Origin of the sequence: Chryseobacterium mucoviscidosis (assembly GCF_002177115.1) — a bacterium.
In the GTDB taxonomy this organism is placed as follows: Bacteria; Bacteroidota; Bacteroidia; order Flavobacteriales; family Weeksellaceae; genus Chryseobacterium; species Chryseobacterium mucoviscidosis.
Genome location: NZ_MVAG01000113.1, coordinates 89,139 through 108,214 on the forward strand (window position 1 = coordinate 89,139; position 19,076 = coordinate 108,214).

At 35.5% G+C, this 19,076-nt stretch carries 15 protein-coding genes and 8 tRNA genes; 22 read left to right on the forward strand and 1 reads right to left on the reverse strand.

The window, feature by feature from the left end:
• The first annotated feature begins 4 nt into the window (after nt 1-4).
• The 16 genes from B0E34_RS09175 (at nt 5) to B0E34_RS09240 (ending at nt 9,101) form a co-directional block, all read left to right on the forward strand.
• On the forward strand, nt 5-718 hold the full coding sequence (locus B0E34_RS09175; RefSeq protein ID WP_087708896.1) for a DUF434 domain-containing protein: 714 nt from the start codon (nt 5-7) through the stop codon (nt 716-718).
• Nucleotides 719-841: 123 nt separating this feature from the next.
• Nucleotides 842-1,507, forward strand: coding sequence for a tRNase toxin domain-containing protein (locus tag B0E34_RS09180; protein ID WP_087708898.1), 666 nt, complete (start codon nt 842-844; stop codon nt 1,505-1,507).
• A gap of 537 nt (nt 1,508-2,044) precedes the next feature.
• Nucleotides 2,045-3,409, forward strand: a complete 1,365-nt coding sequence (locus B0E34_RS09185; RefSeq protein ID WP_087708900.1) for an SDR family NAD(P)-dependent oxidoreductase — start codon at nt 2,045-2,047, stop codon at nt 3,407-3,409.
• Nucleotides 3,410-3,416: 7 nt separating this feature from the next.
• Nucleotides 3,417-3,487, forward strand: a tRNA-Asp gene (locus tag B0E34_RS09190).
• Between the two features lie 9 nt (nt 3,488-3,496).
• Nucleotides 3,497-3,568: transfer RNA gene (locus tag B0E34_RS21300), tRNA-Ala, on the forward strand.
• Nucleotides 3,569-3,575: 7 nt separating this feature from the next.
• Nucleotides 3,576-3,647, forward strand: a tRNA-Gly gene (locus tag B0E34_RS09195).
• Between the two features lie 2 nt (nt 3,648-3,649).
• Nucleotides 3,650-3,721 (forward strand) — tRNA-Asp (locus B0E34_RS09200).
• 7 nt (nt 3,722-3,728) lie between these two features.
• A tRNA-Arg gene (locus B0E34_RS21305) sits at nt 3,729-3,801 on the forward strand.
• Between the two features lie 8 nt (nt 3,802-3,809).
• Nucleotides 3,810-3,881: transfer RNA gene (locus B0E34_RS09205), tRNA-Gly, on the forward strand.
• A gap of 112 nt (nt 3,882-3,993) precedes the next feature.
• Nucleotides 3,994-4,512, forward strand: a complete 519-nt coding sequence (locus B0E34_RS09210; protein WP_087708901.1) for a hypothetical protein — start codon at nt 3,994-3,996, stop codon at nt 4,510-4,512.
• Nucleotides 4,499-6,427, forward strand: a complete 1,929-nt coding sequence (locus B0E34_RS09215; RefSeq protein WP_087708903.1) for a hypothetical protein — start codon at nt 4,499-4,501, stop codon at nt 6,425-6,427. The genes B0E34_RS09210 and B0E34_RS09215 overlap by 14 nt, the downstream gene beginning before the upstream one ends.
• A 7-nt stretch (nt 6,428-6,434) precedes the next feature.
• Nucleotides 6,435-6,505, forward strand: a tRNA-Cys gene (locus B0E34_RS09220).
• Between the two features lie 285 nt (nt 6,506-6,790).
• Nucleotides 6,791-7,618 carry an SIR2 family NAD-dependent protein deacylase gene (locus B0E34_RS09225; RefSeq protein ID WP_087708904.1) on the forward strand — a complete coding sequence of 276 codons (828 nt, stop codon included), beginning with the start codon at nt 6,791-6,793 and terminating at the stop codon, nt 7,616-7,618.
• A 10-nt stretch (nt 7,619-7,628) separates the two neighbouring features.
• Nucleotides 7,629-7,697: transfer RNA gene (locus tag B0E34_RS09230), tRNA-Arg, on the forward strand.
• A gap of 301 nt (nt 7,698-7,998) precedes the next feature.
• Complete coding sequence (locus B0E34_RS09235) at nt 7,999-8,319, forward strand: hypothetical protein (RefSeq protein WP_087708906.1); 321 nt, start codon at nt 7,999-8,001, stop codon at nt 8,317-8,319.
• Nucleotides 8,316-9,101 (forward strand): TatD family hydrolase, encoded by a 786-nt coding sequence (locus B0E34_RS09240; protein ID WP_087708908.1) that lies wholly within the window; start codon nt 8,316-8,318, stop codon nt 9,099-9,101. The genes B0E34_RS09235 and B0E34_RS09240 overlap by 4 nt, the downstream gene beginning before the upstream one ends.
• A gap of 56 nt (nt 9,102-9,157) precedes the next feature.
• On the opposite strand, the gene deoD is transcribed toward B0E34_RS09240, so the two are convergent.
• A complete protein-coding gene (gene deoD / locus B0E34_RS09245; protein WP_087708910.1) occupies nt 9,158-9,868 on the reverse strand; it encodes a purine-nucleoside phosphorylase in 711 nt (236 codons plus the stop codon).
• A gap of 135 nt (nt 9,869-10,003) precedes the next feature.
• Between deoD and B0E34_RS09250 the strand changes: the two genes are divergently transcribed.
• The 6 genes from B0E34_RS09250 to B0E34_RS09275 all read left to right on the forward strand — a co-directional run bounded on the left by B0E34_RS09250 (nt 10,004) and on the right by B0E34_RS09275 (nt 18,352).
• Complete coding sequence (locus B0E34_RS09250) at nt 10,004-10,645, forward strand: conflict system bpX4 domain-containing protein (protein ID WP_503327695.1); 642 nt, start codon at nt 10,004-10,006, stop codon at nt 10,643-10,645.
• Between the two features lie 774 nt (nt 10,646-11,419).
• Complete coding sequence (locus tag B0E34_RS09255; RefSeq protein ID WP_087708912.1) at nt 11,420-12,553, forward strand: AAA family ATPase; 1,134 nt, start codon at nt 11,420-11,422, stop codon at nt 12,551-12,553.
• Nucleotides 12,526-13,269, forward strand: coding sequence for a hypothetical protein (locus tag B0E34_RS09260; RefSeq protein ID WP_087708914.1), 744 nt, complete (start codon nt 12,526-12,528; stop codon nt 13,267-13,269). Before B0E34_RS09255 ends, B0E34_RS09260 begins: the two co-directional genes overlap by 28 nt.
• Nucleotides 13,260-15,653: a hypothetical protein gene (locus tag B0E34_RS09265; protein WP_087708916.1), complete on the forward strand. Its 2,394-nt coding sequence runs from the start codon at nt 13,260-13,262 to the stop codon at nt 15,651-15,653. Before B0E34_RS09260 ends, B0E34_RS09265 begins: the two co-directional genes overlap by 10 nt.
• Nucleotides 15,643-17,340, forward strand: coding sequence for a bpX3 domain-containing protein (locus B0E34_RS09270; protein WP_087708918.1), 1,698 nt, complete (start codon nt 15,643-15,645; stop codon nt 17,338-17,340). Before B0E34_RS09265 ends, B0E34_RS09270 begins: the two co-directional genes overlap by 11 nt.
• The gene (locus tag B0E34_RS09275) at nt 17,333-18,352 is read left to right on the forward strand and encodes a tetratricopeptide repeat protein (protein ID WP_087708920.1); all 1,020 of its coding nucleotides are present in this window, start codon (nt 17,333-17,335) and stop codon (nt 18,350-18,352) included. The genes B0E34_RS09270 and B0E34_RS09275 overlap by 8 nt, the downstream gene beginning before the upstream one ends.
• Nucleotides 18,353-19,076: the final 724 nt, after the last annotated feature.

Genomic DNA, 19,076 nt, shown 5'->3' on the forward strand with positions numbered 1-19,076 from the left:
GGGCATGAGCAACAGAAATCGGGGAAAAAATACAGGAGATGATACCTTATTCGGTTCCGCAAAACAGCTTGAGAAAATGAAATTGGCAGTTCAGGATATGCAGTATTTATTAAGCCGGAATTATGCTGAAAAAGCTTCGTCGGAACTGGTGGGAAATCATTACCGCCTCAAAACAAGACAGATTCAGGCAGTTCGTGGAGCTTCCACTTCAGAAACTCAGCTTCAGAACAGAAAATCTAAACAGCTCGGAATTTCTGAATTGAAAACCAAAACAATATATCTTGATGGCTTCAATGTCCTGATTTTACTGGAAAGCCTTCTTTCCGGAGCTTATATTTTCGAAGGAACGGATGGCTGTTTCCGAGATCTTTCCGGTGTTTTCGGAACATACAAAAGAGTAAATCAGACGCAGAAGGCCATTGAACTCGTTGCTTCTTTTTTGCATAAATCTCATGCAGAAAAGCTGATCTGGATTTTCGATAAACCAGTGTCAAACAGCGGAAGAATTAAACAGATGATCATGGATTTTGCCATTGAAAATAACCTCAACTGGAACGTTGAACTGGAATTTAATCCCGATAAATTTTTAGCAGAAAATGCCGAAATCCTCGTCACTTCTGATGCATGGATTCTGGATCACTGCAAAAGCTGGTTCAATCTCATCGGATATTTAATTCAGGAAGAAAACCTATCGGCTAATGTTATCAAAATGTGTTGATTTAAACACAAACTCCATATATAAAACACAAATTGCACAAATAAAAACACTAAAAAACACAAATAATTTATTGTGATATTTGTGAAAAACATTAGCGTTATTCGTGTTTTAAAAATAAAAACCATGCAATTATTTCAAAAATATACATCATTATTTTCTGTGGAATGGAAAGAAAAATATCACGCCATTCTAGCCGAAGAACATCTTGAAAATTTAGAAGAAAATATTAAGAGATTTAAAGATCAAAATTTAGATTGGGATCTGCCGTATTTTAATGAAGAAATTAAAATCGACCGTGATGAAAGTTTTAAATTATTAATCTCTGTTTTAGAATCTGAAAATTCAGATCAAAACAAAGCAAAACAATTGGAAGAAATTCCTTTCGAACATTGGCTGAATATTTTAGGACAACGCCTCACTTCGGCAAGTCTTCGTGATGAAAACGCCGTTCCGCCTTTAAAAAGTGTATTGATCGAAGCCTGCGAAAAGCCTTTTAACAGCGAAATTACCATTGCGCAGAGAGCTTGGGAAAAACACGTCGGTCGGCTGAATGACGATTTCTGGGGTGAAGTAAAAGGAAATAATCAGCAGAAACAGCAAAAAGTGATGGAGAAAATCAATTACATTCTCGACCACACTACATGGTGGAATGTTTTCTTTCATTATAAACACGAACTGGTTTTTGAGGTCAGGGAAAAAGAAGGTCACGGAATCCGATGGAGCCACGGCGGAAAACATTTGATCGGCTTTCTGGAGTTTTTTATTAATGACGAAAATTCTTTACAATAAGTTTTTGAATCATTTAATATGTCATTAAGTCTTTTACTATAAACCTTAAAATCAAAATGATTTAATCTTAACTGAACATATCTATTTAGAATTGAATATCCGTTATTTAGCATACTTGAATTTTAACCACGAAGAACACCAAAGGTTTCACAGGGAACACAATAGCTGTGAGCTTTGTGGATAACCTTAGTGTACGTTGTGGTAAAAAAATAATGATTACAGCAAACAACAAAATCAGAATGATTTAATCTTAACTGAACTTATCTATTTAAAATTGAATATCCGTTATTTATCATACTAGAATTTTAACCACGAATAACAACAAAGGCTTTCACAGGGAACACAATAGTTGTGAGCTTTGTGGAAACCTTAGTGTACGTTGTGGTAAAAAAATAATGATTACAGCAAACAACATTTAGTTATAGCATATTGCGGATAATCAGAATTTAAAAAAACTTAATGATTTAAAAATTTTTATCTCTACGTAAAAACATTGCGCATTACGCAGATAATTTTGTAAGCGTAAAATAAAAAGCAATGGATTTTTCTAACCAAAACTTTACGCAAAACGAATGGGAATCATGTCTCAAGGTATTAAAAGCCCTGAAAGATGAGCCATTTCTTAATCCGGATAATCAAACTTTTTCCGGGTTGATCACAAAAATTCATAAGAACGCCAAAAAACAAAACCGTCTGGAAAGTTATTCTCAGATGAAAACGCACGATCTTGAAATTAATTCAGAATCGGTACTGATGAAAAAAGCTTTGGCGGGAGTTTCTGCTTTTTATGATGATGAAAAAAATGATACCCGACTCACCAGATTACAGATTCCCAAAAACTGCTACTGCTGTAACCAGAGTTATCAGTATGCCCATTCCTTTTACACCAGATTATGCCCGAAATGTGCGGATGAAAATTATGAAAAACGTTTTCTTTCGGCAGATTTAACGGGACGGAATGTCATTTTAACCGGAGGACGTGTAAAGGTAGGTTTCGCAACCGCTTTAAAGCTCCTGAGAAATGGTGCCAATTTGGTTTTGACGACCCGTTTTCCGGCTTTGGCACTGGAAACTTTGCAGCAGGAAGCAGATTATGAAGAATGGAAAGACAGACTTTGGATCTATGGTCTCGATCTCAGAAATCTGAAGGCAATTCAGGAATTTATAGATTTTTATCAGTCGAAATTTCAAATGCTTGATATTCTCATCAATAATGCGGCACAGACGATTAAATATCCCGATCAGTATTACATTCCGATCATCAGACGTGAAAACGAAATGCTCGTTGAATTTAAAAACAATCAGAAATTGATTCCGAACGCAACACCCATTTCCGCAGAGGTCGGAAAACTGGAATATGCCGAAAATGAAGAAACAAATATCGCTTTAACGCGTTTCGGACAACCGGTGGATAATCGTGATAAAACAAGCTGGAATTCCACACTGGAAGAAATTTCGATGTACGAATTGGTTGAGGTGAATTTAATCAATCACATTGCGCCGTATTTTCTGATCAAAGAATTAAAACCTTTAATGAAGGCTTCTTCTTTCAAAGAAAAATTCATCGTTAATGTAACATCCTCAGAAGGTATTTTCAGCTATAACAACAAAACGATGTTTCATCCGCATACCAATATGACGAAAGCAGCTTTGAATATGATGACGCTTACTTCCGCCAAGGAATTTGAAAAAGATCAGATTTATATGACGGCAGTAGATGTAGGATGGATTTCCACAGGTGCGAAGGAAAGTTTAAGAAAGAAACAGTTTGAGCAGGGATACATTCCGCCATTGGATTCTGTGGACGGAGCTGCGAGAATTCTGCATCCGATTGTAGAAGGGATCAACGGAAATTATTTCAGCGGAGTTTTATTGAAAAATTATAAAATTAATGAATGGTAAAATATAGAAAGCGTGAGTTCAGCAGGAAGAATACCGCCATGTCGCGGCGGAGGTCGTGGATTCGAGTCCCACACGCTTTCCAAAACGGAGATAATAGTTTAATCGGAAAAATGTATTCCCTGCACGGAATAGATGCAGGTTCAAATCCTGCTTATCTCCCTAAACAGAAACGGTAGCTCAATGGAAGAGCATTAGTCTTCCTCACTAAGGGTTGCGGGTTCGAGTCCCGCTCGTTTCTAAGAGCGCATCGTCTAAATGGAAGGACACCGGCTTATCGTGCCGGAAATTCAGGTTCAAGTCCTGCTGCGCTCCCAAAATGGAGACAATAGTAATAAAAATGGAAAAATACATTCTTCTAAAATGAGTTGCGGGTTCGAGTCCTGCTTGTCTCCCAAAAAAGGAAATGGTAGCTCAAGGGAAGAGCGCTGACCTTCCAAGTCAGAGGCTGCAGGTTCGAATCCTGCCCATTTCACAATGAATACATAAGACAAAAGTTGTAGTTTAATCCGGAAAAATATATTCCGACCGAATAAGTTGTCGGTTCGATCCCGGCCTTCTTTTGCTTTATCTTAAAAATAAAAGCCATGTTAAAAAAAGTATTAGTTTTTTTCGGAATTATTGATGAAGTGTATACCCCGGTTCCGATGCAGTGGAAAGAAAGACCGGTTGTTGAAAAGCTTCCTGAAACATCTAAACCTTTGGTACATAAAACAGAAGAAGTTATTTTGGAAACTTTGCCAAAACCTGTTCCCCGATCTGTAGAAAAAACGTTGGAAAAGCCTGAAAAAAAAGAAAAAAAATTAACCAGAACTGAAAGAAAAAGACCGGTTAATAATCAGGATCCAATTGAAAACTTCTCAGAATTCACCAAAGATTTTAAAACTTACTGTCTTGAAAAAACAAGCAACCAGCATATGCTGAAAGCTAAAAATTACAGTATTTATGATAAAAACGGAGTAACGGAAACATTCATTACTTCAGAGGATTCTTTTATCACGCATAACGAACACAAAACGCTCCGCATCCAAAGCGAATGTTTTGTAAAATATATCCAGCAGGAATATAACCCCATAACAAAAATGATAGAAAATGCATACGACTAAACCCATACAACGATATAAAATATTTTCCGTAAAAGACTTCACGGAAGCTGTTTTTGATGAGAATGCATCCATAGAAATTTATGCTAAAAACACAGCCTTTGATTGTACTGAAATTAAAGGAAATCTCGTGTTGAGAGGGGAAGGCTGTAATTTTCCGAATCTTGAGACTTTAAAAGGGAATCTCTCCATAGATGCTCCTAACTGTTCTTTTCCGGAGCTGAAAATGGTAGAAGAAAATTTTACGATGCATTGCCCTGCAATGTTGGAGCGGCTGGAAAAAGTAAGAGGTAATTTTAAATGTATTGTTGATTTCAGCTTTAAAAACTTAGCAGCAATAGGAGGAAGCATTGAACTGAAAAACGCTGCCGTGTATGCAAAAAGTAAAAAGTTGGTACAGGGAAGAGTCGTTATCCCGATAAACCATCAGTATGAAGTTAAAAACCTTCCGAAAGACGGAATCTTTAATATTGATATTTTCGGAGATCATATTATCATACCGCATCAGGAAATCCGTGGAAGAATCAACATTTTTGGTAAAGATATTTCCTTTCCGAATCTGGAATTCGTTCATGGAGGGCTTAAAATAGAAATCACCGATTCTTTAGCCGATGAATGTACCCATGATTTCCCTGTGCTGAAAAAAATGACAGGTAATCTTCGCTTTGTGCGGGCAAAACTTTCCTTTCCTGAACTTCAGGAAATGACGGGCACCATTCATCTTGAAAATGGTTCGTATGTTAACTTTTCTGCTTTGGAAATCTCTGGCGGAATTATGATCAATCATCGATCCGGAGCTTCTTTTCCCGTATTGAAAGAAATAAACGGAGCATTGAAAAATCATGGTTCGGGAACCTGTTACTTAAATGCACTGGAAAAGATAAAAAGTACATTTTGTACCTATCAGATTTCGGCCCCGAATATTGTTGAAATTGGCGGAGATTTAGACATTCATGCCTATACTCATAACAGATTTGATCATTTAAAGAAAGTCAACGGAAGAATATTGGGTTCTTCAAAAGTTCAGCTTAAATCTCTGGAATATGTAGGAATTTTAGATAATGCAAGTTTAGCAGGCTCCGAATTTTCTTCTTTGAAGGAGGTTACGCATTATTTTTACGGAACGCATACCGGACTGGAGAATGTGGCAAAAAATATTTATTTTAGAGTTACGGACAGTCTTTGCATTACAAAAGATCAGTTTATTGTCGGAAGGTCAAATTTTACTTTTGTTTTGAATTTGCAACGTCATTATTTTAAAAAGCTGATTTCTATTTTAAAACTGAGACACAGCAGCTTTCAGAATTTTAAAACACGGGAATTTGAAAGAGAGTGGACTCATTACAATACTCCGGTTTTTAATGATGTTTTAAATAGAATTGAAAAATTATGGGATAAGCTAGAGCCAATTGGTTTTGATGAATTTTTCAATGACAAAGACCGAAACTTTAAGCTTTTCTGTTTCAGTTATTTCGGAGTCGGGAATTTAATGAAAAACCTGAAAGCTGAAAAGATCAATCAGGCAGAAATTGAGGTTAATTATTTTGGATATGATGATAATGGAAATGAATATATAACGAAAAAAATCAATCAGTATGAAGTTCATCAGGTTGAAAATGAAAAACTCGGAATATTCGTCTGGGGTTCTGCAAACCGTTATTCTTATGCTGTAAAATGCTGGTGTCCCTCTACGGAAAAAGAACATTGGCTGTGGATTGAAGAAGCGTACAAAGACAATGCGTTAACGGCAATTGCATCCACTTTCAGAATTCATGAAAACATCATCCCGCACATCAGATGTTTAAAAAGACAGGGAGATCTGCTGATTTGCGAACTGAATAAAAAAATTCCGCCGCGTGGTGCTGTAAGAGCTTTAACCGCTTCAGAATATTTCGGTCTTTTGGAAGCTGAAACCTAAGAAATAAGAAACAGTAGTTTAATCTGGAAAAGCACTCCGAGCACAGGAGGGTTGCAGGTTCGAATCCTGCCTGTTTCTGTTTTTTTAAAATTTAAAAAGCATTTTAGGATTAATCTTTTTCTCTCGCAGATTTTTTTTCATTAAGCCGACATAGGAAGCTGAAGCGTTAAGAAAATTAATCATGCGAACGTTAAGAAAATTCTACTGTTTGAGCGCGGGGAAAATATTAAATCAAAAAACAAATACCAAATTCGCACGAGTTTTAGAATTTTTAGAGAACATTATTAATTTTTAGCGTAAGATTCCAAGTCTTGAACTTTTGTTTCTTTTGCTTCAAGGCAAAAGAAAATTAAAATTAAAATCATGAAAGAATTACAAACCATATTAAATACAATCCTTAAAGAAAAACAAGGATACATTACTTTCCTTACCGGAGCCGGAATTTCTGCGGAAAGCGGACTTCCGACTTACCGCTCGATCGACGGAATCTGGATTAAAGGAACAAAATATCACCGTCCGGAAGAATTCGGGACGTATAAATATTTCAGCCAGAATCAGGAAGAAGTATGGCAGTACAATCTGTTCTGGAAAAAAATGATTGCCGAAGCAAAACCTAATCCGGGACATTTGGCGATCACCGAAATTGAAAAACTTTTGGGTGAAAGATTTAAGCTAATTACTCAAAATGTTGACGGACTTCACCAAAGATCGGGAACGCAAAAAGTATACGAAATTCATGGAAGCAAACAGAAAGTCCGCTGTTCAAAAGAATGCAGCGAACCTTTCGATTTCCCTGAAAATGTTAAATTTAAAGAGTATACCGAAGATTTAACGGCAGATGATATCGACGATCTGAAATGTAAAAAGTGTGGAAACTGGCTTCGTCCTCACACTTTATGGTTTGATGAAAGTTATAATGAAAAATACTATCATTTCGATACAGCGTACAACATTGCAGACCATACAGATATTTTATTTGTAGTCGGAACTTCGGGATCAACGGCTTTGCCTGTAAATATTGTGGAAACGGTAAAAATCCGTGCAAAATGGATCGTCCTGATCAATCCTGAAAGCGATACGTATTTTGATTATATTTTAAAAGGAAGCAAAACGTTATTTTCGGTACAGGAAAGCAGTTCAAAAGCACTTCCTGAATTAAAAATGATGATTGAAGATATTATAAACGCTTAATTTTCATACGGAAGCAGTAGTTTAACGGAAAAGCGCATCATTCTAAGATGAGTTGCAGGTTCAATTTCTGCCTGTTTCCTTTTTTTGATTCCTTTTTTTGTCTTGCTGGTTTTTTAACAGATTTAGATTTAAAATAAAAGATTTATACTTCAGAATTAACCACAAAAGTGGCAAAAGAACATATAGCGAAATGATAGTATATTTAAAGTATTTCAAAAGTCTGCAAAGAGAAAAAATCTTTGATTTTTTAACTTATGTGCACTTTTTTCTAGTTAAGTATTAAACTTAAAAAACTAAAGTGTTTACATCTTTTTGCATTTTTTGTGGTAAAAAAATTTCATGTTAAATAAAATGTTTACTGAAAATTATTTCTACATATTATGAGAAACATTTATAATAAAAGTCCTTACAGGGCAGGAGAATATGGTAAAATTCCTCAATATTTACAAAAATACGGAAACAAGAAATGGAGACGAACTGAAAAATCGGAGATAGAAAATCAGCTTAATGAGACCGTTAAATTTTTTAAGCAAAGAAAGAAAAGGCGAAAATTAATCTGGGTTAAAATAACAAGAGAAATTAACGGAAGGACAGATTCTGATTACAGAAGTTTTTACACGGAAAAATCATTTAAAAGTTCGATAAGCAGAGCACATATAACAAGATACATTTTAATAAATAATAAAAACAAAAAGAAATGAACACATTAATCGACATTGGTATAAACTTAACCAATAAACAATTTTATGACGAACAGGAAGAAATAATCAACCGCGCACTCGACAATGGAGTAGAGCAGATGATCCTCACAGGAACGAGCGTTCGCGGAAGCCAAGAATCTGCGGAAATTGCAGAAGACTATCCCGAGATTCTGTTTTCAACGGCGGGAATTCATCCTCATGATGCAAAATCTTTCAACAGCGAAAGTATTCCTGCATTAAAAAAATTATTAAAACAAGACCACGTTGTTTCCGTAGGAGAATGCGGACTGGATTTCGACAGGGATTTTTCGCCAAGACCTGTTCAGGAAAAATGTTATCGCGCCCAGCTTGAACTTTCGGTTGAAGTGAATAAACCGCTTTTTCTTCATGAAAGATCTGCCTTTAAAAGATTTAATGAAATAACGGATGAATATTTGTCTCAACTTCCAAAAGCCGTCGTTCATTGTTTTACAGGAACTTTACAGGAAGCCAAAATATATGTGGATAAAGGCTTTTATTTAGGATTTACGGGAGCCATCAGCGATCAGAACAGGTTTAAACATTTGGAAGAAGTGATAAAATACGTTCCTCTCGACCGGATGATGATTGAAACCGATGCACCATTTATGCTGCCGAAAAATATGCCGAGAATGCAGAACCGCAGAAATGAACCTTCCTTTTTACCGTATGTAGCACAGACGATTGCCCATCTGAAGAAAATCAACATAGCAGAAGTTGCAGATAAAACCACGAAAGTTGCCCGGAATTTTTTCAGGATATAAAAAAAGAGTTCTACAGATGATGTAAAACTCTTTTTATTTTGGATGATCGATAATGATTACAAACTCTTAATCCCTGCTTCCAAAGCAAGCTCAATCATTGGTTTTAAAGCCTTTTCTCTCTGGTCTGCTGAAATATTTTCGTGGGTAGGAATAATATCCGAAACCGTAAGAATGGTTGCCGCATTTTTTCCTAAATGTTTAGCATTGGCAAACAATCCGAAAGCTTCCATTTCTACCGCCGGACAGTTATATTTTGTGGCAATTGCTGGAATTGCAGGATCTTTTCTGTAAAAAATATCGCTGCTGTGGATGTTCGTCGCTTTTGCCGTTAAAGACATTTCTTTTGCCGTTTCGTTGATGGTATTGAAGATATTTCCCTGATGAGAAATGCTTTCCTCTTCAATTCCCCATGCGAATTTTGCGTAGGTGCTTTCACTCGCTGCATTTTCCACATTCAGAAGATCATACACTTTCAGATCTGTGGTATACGCACCGCAGGTTCCGATTCTGATGATCGTATCTACATCATACTCTGTAAAAAGTTCAAAAGAGTAAATTCCGATGCTTGGAAAGCCCATTCCGCTTGCTCCCACAGAGATTTCTTTCCCTTTATATAACCCTGTGTAATATAAAATTCCTCTGGTTTGGCTTACCAGTTTAGCATCTTCCAAAAAGTTTTCCGCAATGTATTTGGCACGCAGCGGATCTCCGGGTTGTAAAACAACTTTAGCAATTTCTCCTTTTTTTGCACTGATGTGGATACTCATAATTTTTTATTTGAAAGGGCAAAGATATAAAATTGTGATTTCTTAATCCTTGAACAATGTTTTTTAATTAAAGATTTATAATCAACTTACCTTCAAAATTTTCAATTCGAAAAGAATATTTTTTATTTTTGTTAAATGATGGAAAAAAAATCAGCTTTTTTAGACACTTTATTTCTGCTTCGAAAAGAAGAATGCATCACCATTTTCTCAGACATTCATGAAATTTCCAAAAAAGAAGAGCAGGATGCTGCAGATTATTTTCAGGCTGAATTTGAAAAAGAAAGGCTTGAATTTTTATCCGATACACTTTTCTGCGATACAGAAACAGCAGTCTGGGCTGCAAAAGTTGTCTATCACAGTGCGCAGCTTCATTTAATAAGAGAAAATACGGCTAAAGATTTAAACAAACTAATTCCGTCTTTCAAAGGGAAAAGAGATGTTTCAGGCATTCTGTCCGCAGATTTATCACTCCGGTTTTTACCACAGATTGTTTCTGCTTTACAGGTTTCAGATCCGGAAGATCCATTGGTGAAAATGCTGGAAAATATTCTGAAACAATTTCACTATTCAGCAGTAGGATTTGATCTCGATCTCGAAGACACCAACTGGGAAGAAGAATTAAAAGACAAAACTTACCGAAAATTATATCTGGAAAGAATTGTAGAAAAAAAATCCTATCAGCTTGCAGAAATTCCTTACCTCAATCAGTTGTTAATTGCTGAATTTGGACTGCATAAAGATGTATTTTGGAAAGAGCTAAAAACAACAGAAAACTAACCTTTTTCTTCTTTGCTAAGTGAAAAGTTTATGCTGAGCTTGTCGAAGTACCTTTGCGAACTTAAAAACAGTTAATAGTTAAAAGAAACTTTGTGGTCTTTGCGTTCAAAACCTAAAATCACGCAAAAATTAAACAATTAAGAATAAGTAAGAAGTTAAGACGAATTAAGAATTTGCAAGCAAATTAAAGGCAAGCTTAAGAAATTTATTTCTCTTAACTAATCTTAAACCCTTAATAAATCTTAATGATTAAAATATATAGAAAGTAAATAAAAACTTTGTCTTCTTTGCTAAGTGAAAAGTTTATGCTGAGCTTGTCGAAGTACCTTTGCGAACTTAAAAACAGTTAATAGTTAAAAGAAACTTTGTGGTCTTTGCGTTCAAAACCTAAAATCACGCAAAAATTAAACAATTAAGAATAGGTAAGAAATTAAGACGAATTAAGAATTCGCAAGCAAATTAAAGGCAAGCTTAAGAAATTTATTTCTCTTAACTAATCTTAAACCCTTAATCAATCTTAATGGTTAAAATATATAGAAAGTAAATAAAAACTTTGTGGACTTTGTGTTAAAAAAACAGTTCAAAAAAACAATAATTTTCGTCAAAAAAGAAAAATAACAATAAATTTAGACCTTTGCTTGCTTTGTTAAATGAAATGCCTTTGCGAACTTAAAAACAGTTAGTAGTTAAAAGAAACTTTGCTGACTTTGCGTTAAAAAAACAGTTCAAAAAAAATAATAATTTCCATCAAGAAAAATTATAACATAAAAACAAATGACTCAAAATATAGAAAAATTAAACACCGTTCTTAACCACGTTAAAGACACATTTGTCGGAAAAAATGATGTCGTCGATTTATTGGGAATCTGTCTTCTGGCAAGAGAAAACGCCTTTTTGTACGGACCTCCCGGAACCGCAAAATCTGCCATTGTAAGGACGTTGGCAAAAACCGTGAAAGACGGAAAAAACTTCGAATATTTATTAACCCGTTTTACCGAACCGAACGAAATTTTCGGTCCTTTTGATATCAGAAAATTAAAAGAAGGAGAATTATTAACCAACACCGAAGGAATGATGCCCGAAGCATCCATGGTTTTTCTGGATGAGATTTTCAATGCCAATTCAGCCATTCTGAATTCCCTTTTGATGGCTTTAAATGAAAAGATTTTTAAAAGAGGAAAAGAAACCAAACACCTTCCTGCACTCATGTTCGTGGGAGCGAGTAACGTTCTTCCCGAAGACGAAGCATTGAACGCGTTATTCGACCGTTTTCTGATCAGAATTAATGTAGATTATGTACATCCTGATCTCCTTCATCAGGTGCTTTTAGCAGGAAGAAAACTGGAAAATAATACCGAAACAGAAACTCCCGAAATTCTTTCCCACGAAATAAAAGAACTTCAGAATTTGTGTAAAACAGTTGATTTAAGACCCATTTACGAAGTCTATTTAAACACGATCATCAGTCTCCGAAATACAGGAATTGCCATCTCCGACCGTAGAGCCGTAAAATTGCAGAACCTTATCGCAGCAAGTGCTTTAATTTGTGGCAGAAACGAAGCCATTTTATCAGATTTATGGGTGCTGAAACATATTTGGGACACCGAAGAACAGATCGAAATTTTAGAAGGAATCATCAACAGAACGATTGAAAAAGATGAACATCCGAAATCTCATCCGCAGGCGTTGCAAAACAAAACCCCGAATCCGGAAGAAGTGATGAAAGATGTAAAAATCTTAGTCGAAAAATGGAATCAGGCATCTTTGAGTTTTGAAGAGCAGAATGTCATTAAAGATAAACTGAGATACCTTCAGACGCGATGCGAATGGATCCGAAATCCTGAGCAGAAACAGTACATTCAACAGGAAATTGAAAATCTATGGCAAAAGATTCTTCAAACGGTTTAAAAGAATTCTGGGCAGAAATTCCGCGCGCAGATGAAGATGTTCTGGGCTCGATCCGTGACTGGAAAAATGTTCAGATCGCTTTGGAAGAAGATGTGGTCTGGCTGAAAGGTTTTACCGATGAACAGGCAGTTTCCTCTGAAATTCAACAGTTGCCGAATTTTCTGCTGTACGAATTAAGAGACGGACTTTTATTCCGGAAAGACGCTTTGGTTCCCAGCAAAAAAATGAGAACGGCTTTACTGTGGACTCCCATTGATAAAGCTTTGCGATTAACTTTTCCTTCATTCAATAATAATTTTTTCGGAATTGACGGAAAAATTGAAATTAAACTGAAACCGAGCGAAGAAGAGCATCCTGCAACAGCATTGTTATGCTCGATGAAAGAAATCAGGGAAATCATAATTGCGCTGCCGAAATTTAAACTGGAGAAAATCGATTGGATGGTGATTAATGACAATGCCTTATTTATAGGAAGACCTTTATTAAGTTTTCCGGGAAAAACATTTTGGTCTCAAGACGGTCATCTTTTACCGACAGGTTACGATTTTGAATTTAAAAACATGAGCTCTTTATTACAGAGAAAATATAACGCAGGTCGCGATCAGTGGCTTTTATGGAACGAAAACGGAAATGTTCTATACTTAAATAAAGAAGATTTCCGCAAATTATCCGTAAGCTCGTTCCGACTGACTGAAAAATCACAGGAATGGATATAAAAGATTATTTTCAATCATATGAAAATTATTTTTGGGAGTGGACAACTGATGAAGATGTTCCCGACGATACTGGATATAATGAGCATAACCTTATTTCTATACCTGAAATCGGAGCAATTGTTTACAGACCATATTTAATCGATGTTTTAAAAGAATTAAGTCTTACAGGGTTACCTCTTTTAAGTCCCCTTTTATTGGTTCTGTATGCTACAAATGATGGATATACAGATCTAAACATAATTAAAAAAGAAATAAAAAAACATCCCTTGGTAATGCAAAAATATGTTGGAGATTGGATAAATCCGGCATTTCAATTTTTAGAAACATTGAAGTCTTTACCAGGAAATTATAAGAAAGGAAGAAATAGAATACTGCTTTTACAGACTATATTTACAAATGAATTTAATGCAATTTCCGTAAGTCGATCAGAATATATAATAAATAGATTTTTAAGACGTCCACAAAGCATTGCCGATTCTGCAAAAAAAATAAAAATTAGTGTTGGAGAATTTTCCAAAGATGTAAGGGTTTTAGCTAATTTGAATAATAAATTTCCAACTACAGAATCCATCATCAATGCCATGAAAGGTTTCACAGATATTTCGGAATTGGAAGATGAAGTGGTGGAAGAAGAAACCACCGTTGAAACCGATAAAGATTTTATTCAGGAACTCATTGAAGAGCCGAAAACGTTTCAGGTCGGAAGTCTGATTAAAAGGATCTGGAGCGGTCTGAAAATTCCGATGCGTCATCTTTCGCCCGGAGAACAGCCGATTGGAGGAATCTCGGATATGACGAATAAAGGCGAACTTCACAGAATGCTTTTGTCTGAATTTGCGAATGAAGATGATATTTTCATGAACCGTGTTGCGAACAATGAAGCGTTGTTTATCCAAAGAGAAATTCCGCCCGAAGAAAATATTTTTGAAAGGATTATTTTAATTGATACTTCCCTGAAAAACTGGGGAACGCCGAAAGTTTTGGCATTTGCATCGGCAATTGCAGTCATCAAACATCCGAAAGCACATTCAGAATGCAAAGTTTTTGCATTGGGACAGAATATCATCCCGATTTCTCTGGATAAAGTGGATGAAGTGGTGGAAAACCTCAATCATGTAAGTCCGGTTCTGGAAGTTTCAGGAGCACTTGAAAAGTTTTTTAATGAAGAACATAAAGAAAAAGATCTGGAAGTTTTTTTCATCACGAATCAGGAAAACTTAAGCCATCAAAATCTTCAGAAAATCATTCAAGAAAACAGAGACCGCCTGAAATTTTTGGTGACGACTTCTGCAAACGGTGAGCTGAACTTTTACAAATATCATAAAGGAACAAGAAAGCACATCCAGAAAATTATGCTTCCGTTGCAGGAACTGTGGGCAAACCCGCCGGAAAGAAGACAGAGAAGGGAAAGTAAATTTTCAGGGAACGGCAAAAAAGCAAATGTGCCTTTCAATTATCCGATTTTATTTCCTGCACCAATCAACAAAATAGCAACCTTTCTCTATGAAGGGGAATTTTTTATTTTAAGCAATAAAAAACAGTTGCTGAGAACCTATCTTTCAGACAATTATTACAACCGGAATTATTATGACACTTATAAAACGCATCATGGGTGCGAAGTTTTAATTGATGATATTTCTGTAAAGCCAAAAGGTCAGTTTGCGTTTGCAAAAAATAAGCAGGGAGACTTTATTTTATGCCAGTATCAACCCGATAAAAAGCTGATTTCCAAATTAAATTTAAGCACTAAAGAATATTCTGAGCTGAATTTGACAGGACATAATATACAACATTGGTATAAACTTGTTTATTTTAACAGAGATTTTTATTTGTTGGAGGAAAGAAATCCAAATGTTTACAAAATTAATCTGGAAGGAACTATATCTATTGAAAGTAAAAATGATGTTTATCAGGCTGAGAAAAATAGTATAAAAGTCTATGCAGAACTAAATAAACTAAATCACAGTGGACTAAAAATTCTGAATAATTTCCACAATATCGGAATTAATACAGAAAAAAAGCTCGTCATTTCAAATAACGAATTGAATAAGTATAATGAAGATTCCATCACGTTTTACAGAAATCATTATCCGCTGGAAATCTGTGCGGAGCAGAATAAAAACAAATTTACCTTTTCAGACGGAAGTGAAATTATTACAGACAATCGAGGAATACTGACTTTTAAAAGCAGCAATAAAAATATCCCCGAATTTTATATTCCTTCCACAGAATATGGAGATCTGGCTTTGGCAACCAACACGGAATTCGGTGGCTCAGAATATTATCTGCCACAGAATACACTGTTGAAAGTAAGAACAATGGAAGAAATGTATGTTGAATATATGGAACGGTTTATAGATCAAATTTGGGAATATGGAACTTAGAATTAAACCCTTTCCGAAAAATAACTACCCCAAAAAAGGACTTTTAATCAAAGGTTCTTCACCGCTCGTATGGCTTTATGAGATGGAAATATTAGGAATAGATTTACATGATGTTCAGTCGTTCCCGATTCCTTCCACAGAACCGAATATTTTATACGGATGTTTTTTGGTATTTAAAAATGTGGCTCCCAATGAAATCGGCAGAAATTCTTACTTTCAATGCGTCGACAATAGATTTTTTATTCCGGAAAATACGGTCTTTTATCCGAAAGTAAATCCTGAAGAGTGGCAGAATATCGATGCGGAATATCTCATCATGCATCCTGAATTTGGTCTGGTTAAATTAAATGAAGAAATCGACTGGATTTCCATTATTCAGAATCCGGAAATCTCGGAAGATAAAGTAAGAAAACCCTCGAAAGGAGTACAGATTCCTCAGAAAATCGAAAGTTTTACCGTTGAAATGGACGATGAAAAAGTTCTGGAATCTCTCGAAAAGCCGCAAACCGAAGAAGAGTGGATGAAAAATCTTCCGTTTGACATGAAAAAGGTAATGGCGGGAAATAAAAAGGAAATCGAAAAATATTTAGAATATATCGAAAAATATCCCGACAGAGCAGTAGAACTCGGCGTTCCGTTGGATATTATGGGAACTTCGAGAGGTGATGGTTTCGGGATTTTTAAATTTAAAAATTCATGGCTCGAAAAACTCTTTGGTAAAAAAGAGGAAGACAATTTGGATGGAAAATCTTCCGGTAGAAATTACCGTTGGATATTCTGGGTTGTCCTTTTAATGATCGGATTAGCCCGGATTTTTATGAATCTTAATAAAGATGGAGCGAAAGAATCTCAATCCATTTCTTCAGGTAAAGTCCAGACTCGGGATAAAACAATGATGGCTCCTGTAGTGGCGTACAAATCAGGAGTTACCGATATTGATATGAAGATCGACTCCATGTACGGAAAAAAGCGGAGAGAACTGATGAAAGAACATATGAGTGCCTCTCTAAGCATGAGCAAACCGGGTGAAAAAAGTTATCAGGAATATCTCAAAAACGGTGGAAGACCGCTTGATAAAATTCAGAATGATATTTTTAAGCTGAATGACAAAACAGATGCGGCAACCGATTCATTAAAAAGAGTATACCGAAAGAAAATTGTAAAATATCTAGCTCAGAATGAAGGGAAAATCAGAGAGAAAATTAAAGATTCCATTCAGAAATCAGGTTCAGGGAAACCTGCCGATGAAGGAGTTGTAAAAACCATTATGAAAAAGAAAGCCATTTTGGTGGAAGATTCATTGGGAAGGCTGTACGGAACGAAAGAATTTCCACAGTCTCCGCCTGCTATTTCGACATTGAACGCTGAAAAAAGTAATCCGGAAGAAAAAAGCACCTCTTTTACAGAAATTTTCTGGCTGATTGTTGCGATGACAGGAGCGGTAGGACTGTATTCTTTCTTCGTTAAAAGAAAATCGCTGAATGTAGGCGGAGATAATGTTCCGGCGGGAACCAAGATTTTCCTAATGATTATTCTGATTACCATGTTGGCGTATATTTTCTATCCGCTGATCGAAATGTTCGGGTACAACTGGTTTGTATGGATTCTTATTATCGGCATTGTATTACTTCTTTACCGTCTTTTCAGCGAAGATGAAACCATTTTAAAATCTGATAAGGATGAATAGACAGAAATTTACAGACAAATTTATGGCGGCATTTTTCATTCTCGCCATCATCAAAATAATCGGAATTCTGGCGCAGCTTTTCCATCAGAGTTTTTGGAGTGTGGTGGGAACTTTGGTGATTTTTGCCATTGTTGCGTTCATCATTTTTGTGGTACTCATGCAGTTGGAAAAAAAGGAAAAAGAAAACAACTCTTCGGGAAAAGGCAGAAACGGAGGGGGAAATTTTTATCTGGAAGCATCCCTTTTCGATAAGATCAGGAATAAATACGAAGAACTGGCTCAGAAATACATCAGCGAAAAAGATTATAAAAGAGCGGCAAAAGTATACATGAACTTGATGAAAGATTACTATCGCGGAGCAAAAACACTGGAAGACGGAGGTTTATACAATGAAGCCGCAGTAATTTATCTTAAAAAACTGAAGAATAAATCGGAAGCCGCAAACTGCTACGAAAAAGCAAAGCAGTATAAAAAAGCAATCGATTTGTACAAAGAACTCGAGCAGAAAGAAAAAGTAGGTGATCTCTACAGGAAAATGAATGATGCCAAAAATGCCAATATCTATTATCAGATGGTGGTGGACGATTATGTAAACAACAGTCAGATGGTAAAAGGTTCTTTAATTTACCGTAAAAAAATGGAATTGCCCGAAGAAGCACAGAAAATTCTGCTGAAAGGCTGGGAAGAAGACCGTGATGCGTTCAATTGTCTCAATAATTATTTTGCCAATATTTTTGATGTGAAAAAACTCGATCAGCAGATTCAGGAACTTTATCAGAAAACACCTTCGGAGAAGAAGATTACTTATCTTGAAGCCATGAAGCATGAATTTAAAAAAGATCCGAAACTTCAATCGACAACAAGAAATATTGCCTATGAAATCATCGCCGAAAAATTAGCAACCCGCTCAGAAATAGTGAATGAACTGAAGTATTTCAATCCGGATGATGAAGTGATTTTGAAAGATATTTCCAGGTATAAGACGGGAAGGAACAAGATATTCAGGAATTGATGATTCGTCATTGCGAGGAGCAAGGCGACGAAGCAATCTCAAAGTAAAATGATATAATATAGATTGCTTCACTTTCAGTTCGCAATGACAAAATAAAAAACTTTTAAGAAAAAAAAATTATCTTTGCAACCATAAAATAATGACAATACAAAGAGCACATATCAGTTTAAATCTATGCGATCGCCCTGTACTAAAGGGATCGTTTGGATATGAATGGATGATATCTTATGAGGCGAAATGTGCTTGCTTTGAAAATTATTTACTGTAAAATCGTAAAAATTTTATCAAAATACTGCAAAAACGCCTCGACTACCGAGGCGTTTTTTGTGTTTTTAGAGCAGAAATTATTTAGAATGAAAAAAAATAACCATAAAAATGAAAATTATTTAATAACAAATGAACAATTAATAAGAAAATAGAGCGTGATCAGTAACCCGATGAGAGACAGTCATTTAGGTATTTAAGACATCTGCAAAGTATTGCGGACGGAAATTCTATATTCTAAAATTAGCACGTAACTGATTGATTTTCAAAATTTTAATTGAAAAATAAATTTGCGAGTTAAAAAAAATCATATTTACTTTGCAACCGAAAATTGAAAGCAACATGTTTTCAAGCCTTTCAAAAAAACATTTTTAAAACAACAAGAATAAAATGAAACAATTACATAACATATCAAATTTATATTCAGGACAACGCGGTACAGAACCGATGGGGCAAAGAT

What these genes read in the sequence shown, in the direction of transcription:
- B0E34_RS09225 (WP_087708904.1), top strand. Translation starts at nt 6,791, where the DNA reads ATGAAAGAATTACAAACCATATTAAATACAATCCTTAAAGAAAAACAA.
- B0E34_RS09240 (WP_087708908.1), top strand. Translation starts at nt 8,316, where the DNA reads ATGAACACATTAATCGACATTGGTATAAACTTAACCAATAAACAATTT.
- B0E34_RS09215 (WP_087708903.1), top strand. Translation starts at nt 4,499, where the DNA reads ATGCATACGACTAAACCCATACAACGATATAAAATATTTTCCGTAAAA.
- B0E34_RS09180 (WP_087708898.1), top strand. Translation starts at nt 842, where the DNA reads ATGCAATTATTTCAAAAATATACATCATTATTTTCTGTGGAATGGAAA.
- B0E34_RS09235 (WP_087708906.1), top strand. Translation starts at nt 7,999, where the DNA reads ATGAGAAACATTTATAATAAAAGTCCTTACAGGGCAGGAGAATATGGT.
- B0E34_RS09260 (WP_087708914.1), top strand. Translation starts at nt 12,526, where the DNA reads ATGGCAAAAGATTCTTCAAACGGTTTAAAAGAATTCTGGGCAGAAATT.
- deoD (WP_087708910.1), bottom strand. Translation starts at nt 9,868, where the DNA reads ATGAGTATCCACATCAGTGCAAAAAAAGGAGAAATTGCTAAAGTTGTT.
- B0E34_RS09210 (WP_087708901.1), top strand. Translation starts at nt 3,994, where the DNA reads ATGTTAAAAAAAGTATTAGTTTTTTTCGGAATTATTGATGAAGTGTAT.
- B0E34_RS09265 (WP_087708916.1), top strand. Translation starts at nt 13,260, where the DNA reads ATGGATATAAAAGATTATTTTCAATCATATGAAAATTATTTTTGGGAG.
- B0E34_RS09250 (WP_503327695.1), top strand. Translation starts at nt 10,004, where the DNA reads ATGATGGAAAAAAAATCAGCTTTTTTAGACACTTTATTTCTGCTTCGA.
- B0E34_RS09270 (WP_087708918.1), top strand. Translation starts at nt 15,643, where the DNA reads ATGGAACTTAGAATTAAACCCTTTCCGAAAAATAACTACCCCAAAAAA.
- B0E34_RS09275 (WP_087708920.1), top strand. Translation starts at nt 17,333, where the DNA reads ATGAATAGACAGAAATTTACAGACAAATTTATGGCGGCATTTTTCATT.
- B0E34_RS09255 (WP_087708912.1), top strand. Translation starts at nt 11,420, where the DNA reads ATGACTCAAAATATAGAAAAATTAAACACCGTTCTTAACCACGTTAAA.
- B0E34_RS09185 (WP_087708900.1), top strand. Translation starts at nt 2,045, where the DNA reads ATGGATTTTTCTAACCAAAACTTTACGCAAAACGAATGGGAATCATGT.
- B0E34_RS09175 (WP_087708896.1), top strand. Translation starts at nt 5, where the DNA reads ATGAGCAACAGAAATCGGGGAAAAAATACAGGAGATGATACCTTATTC.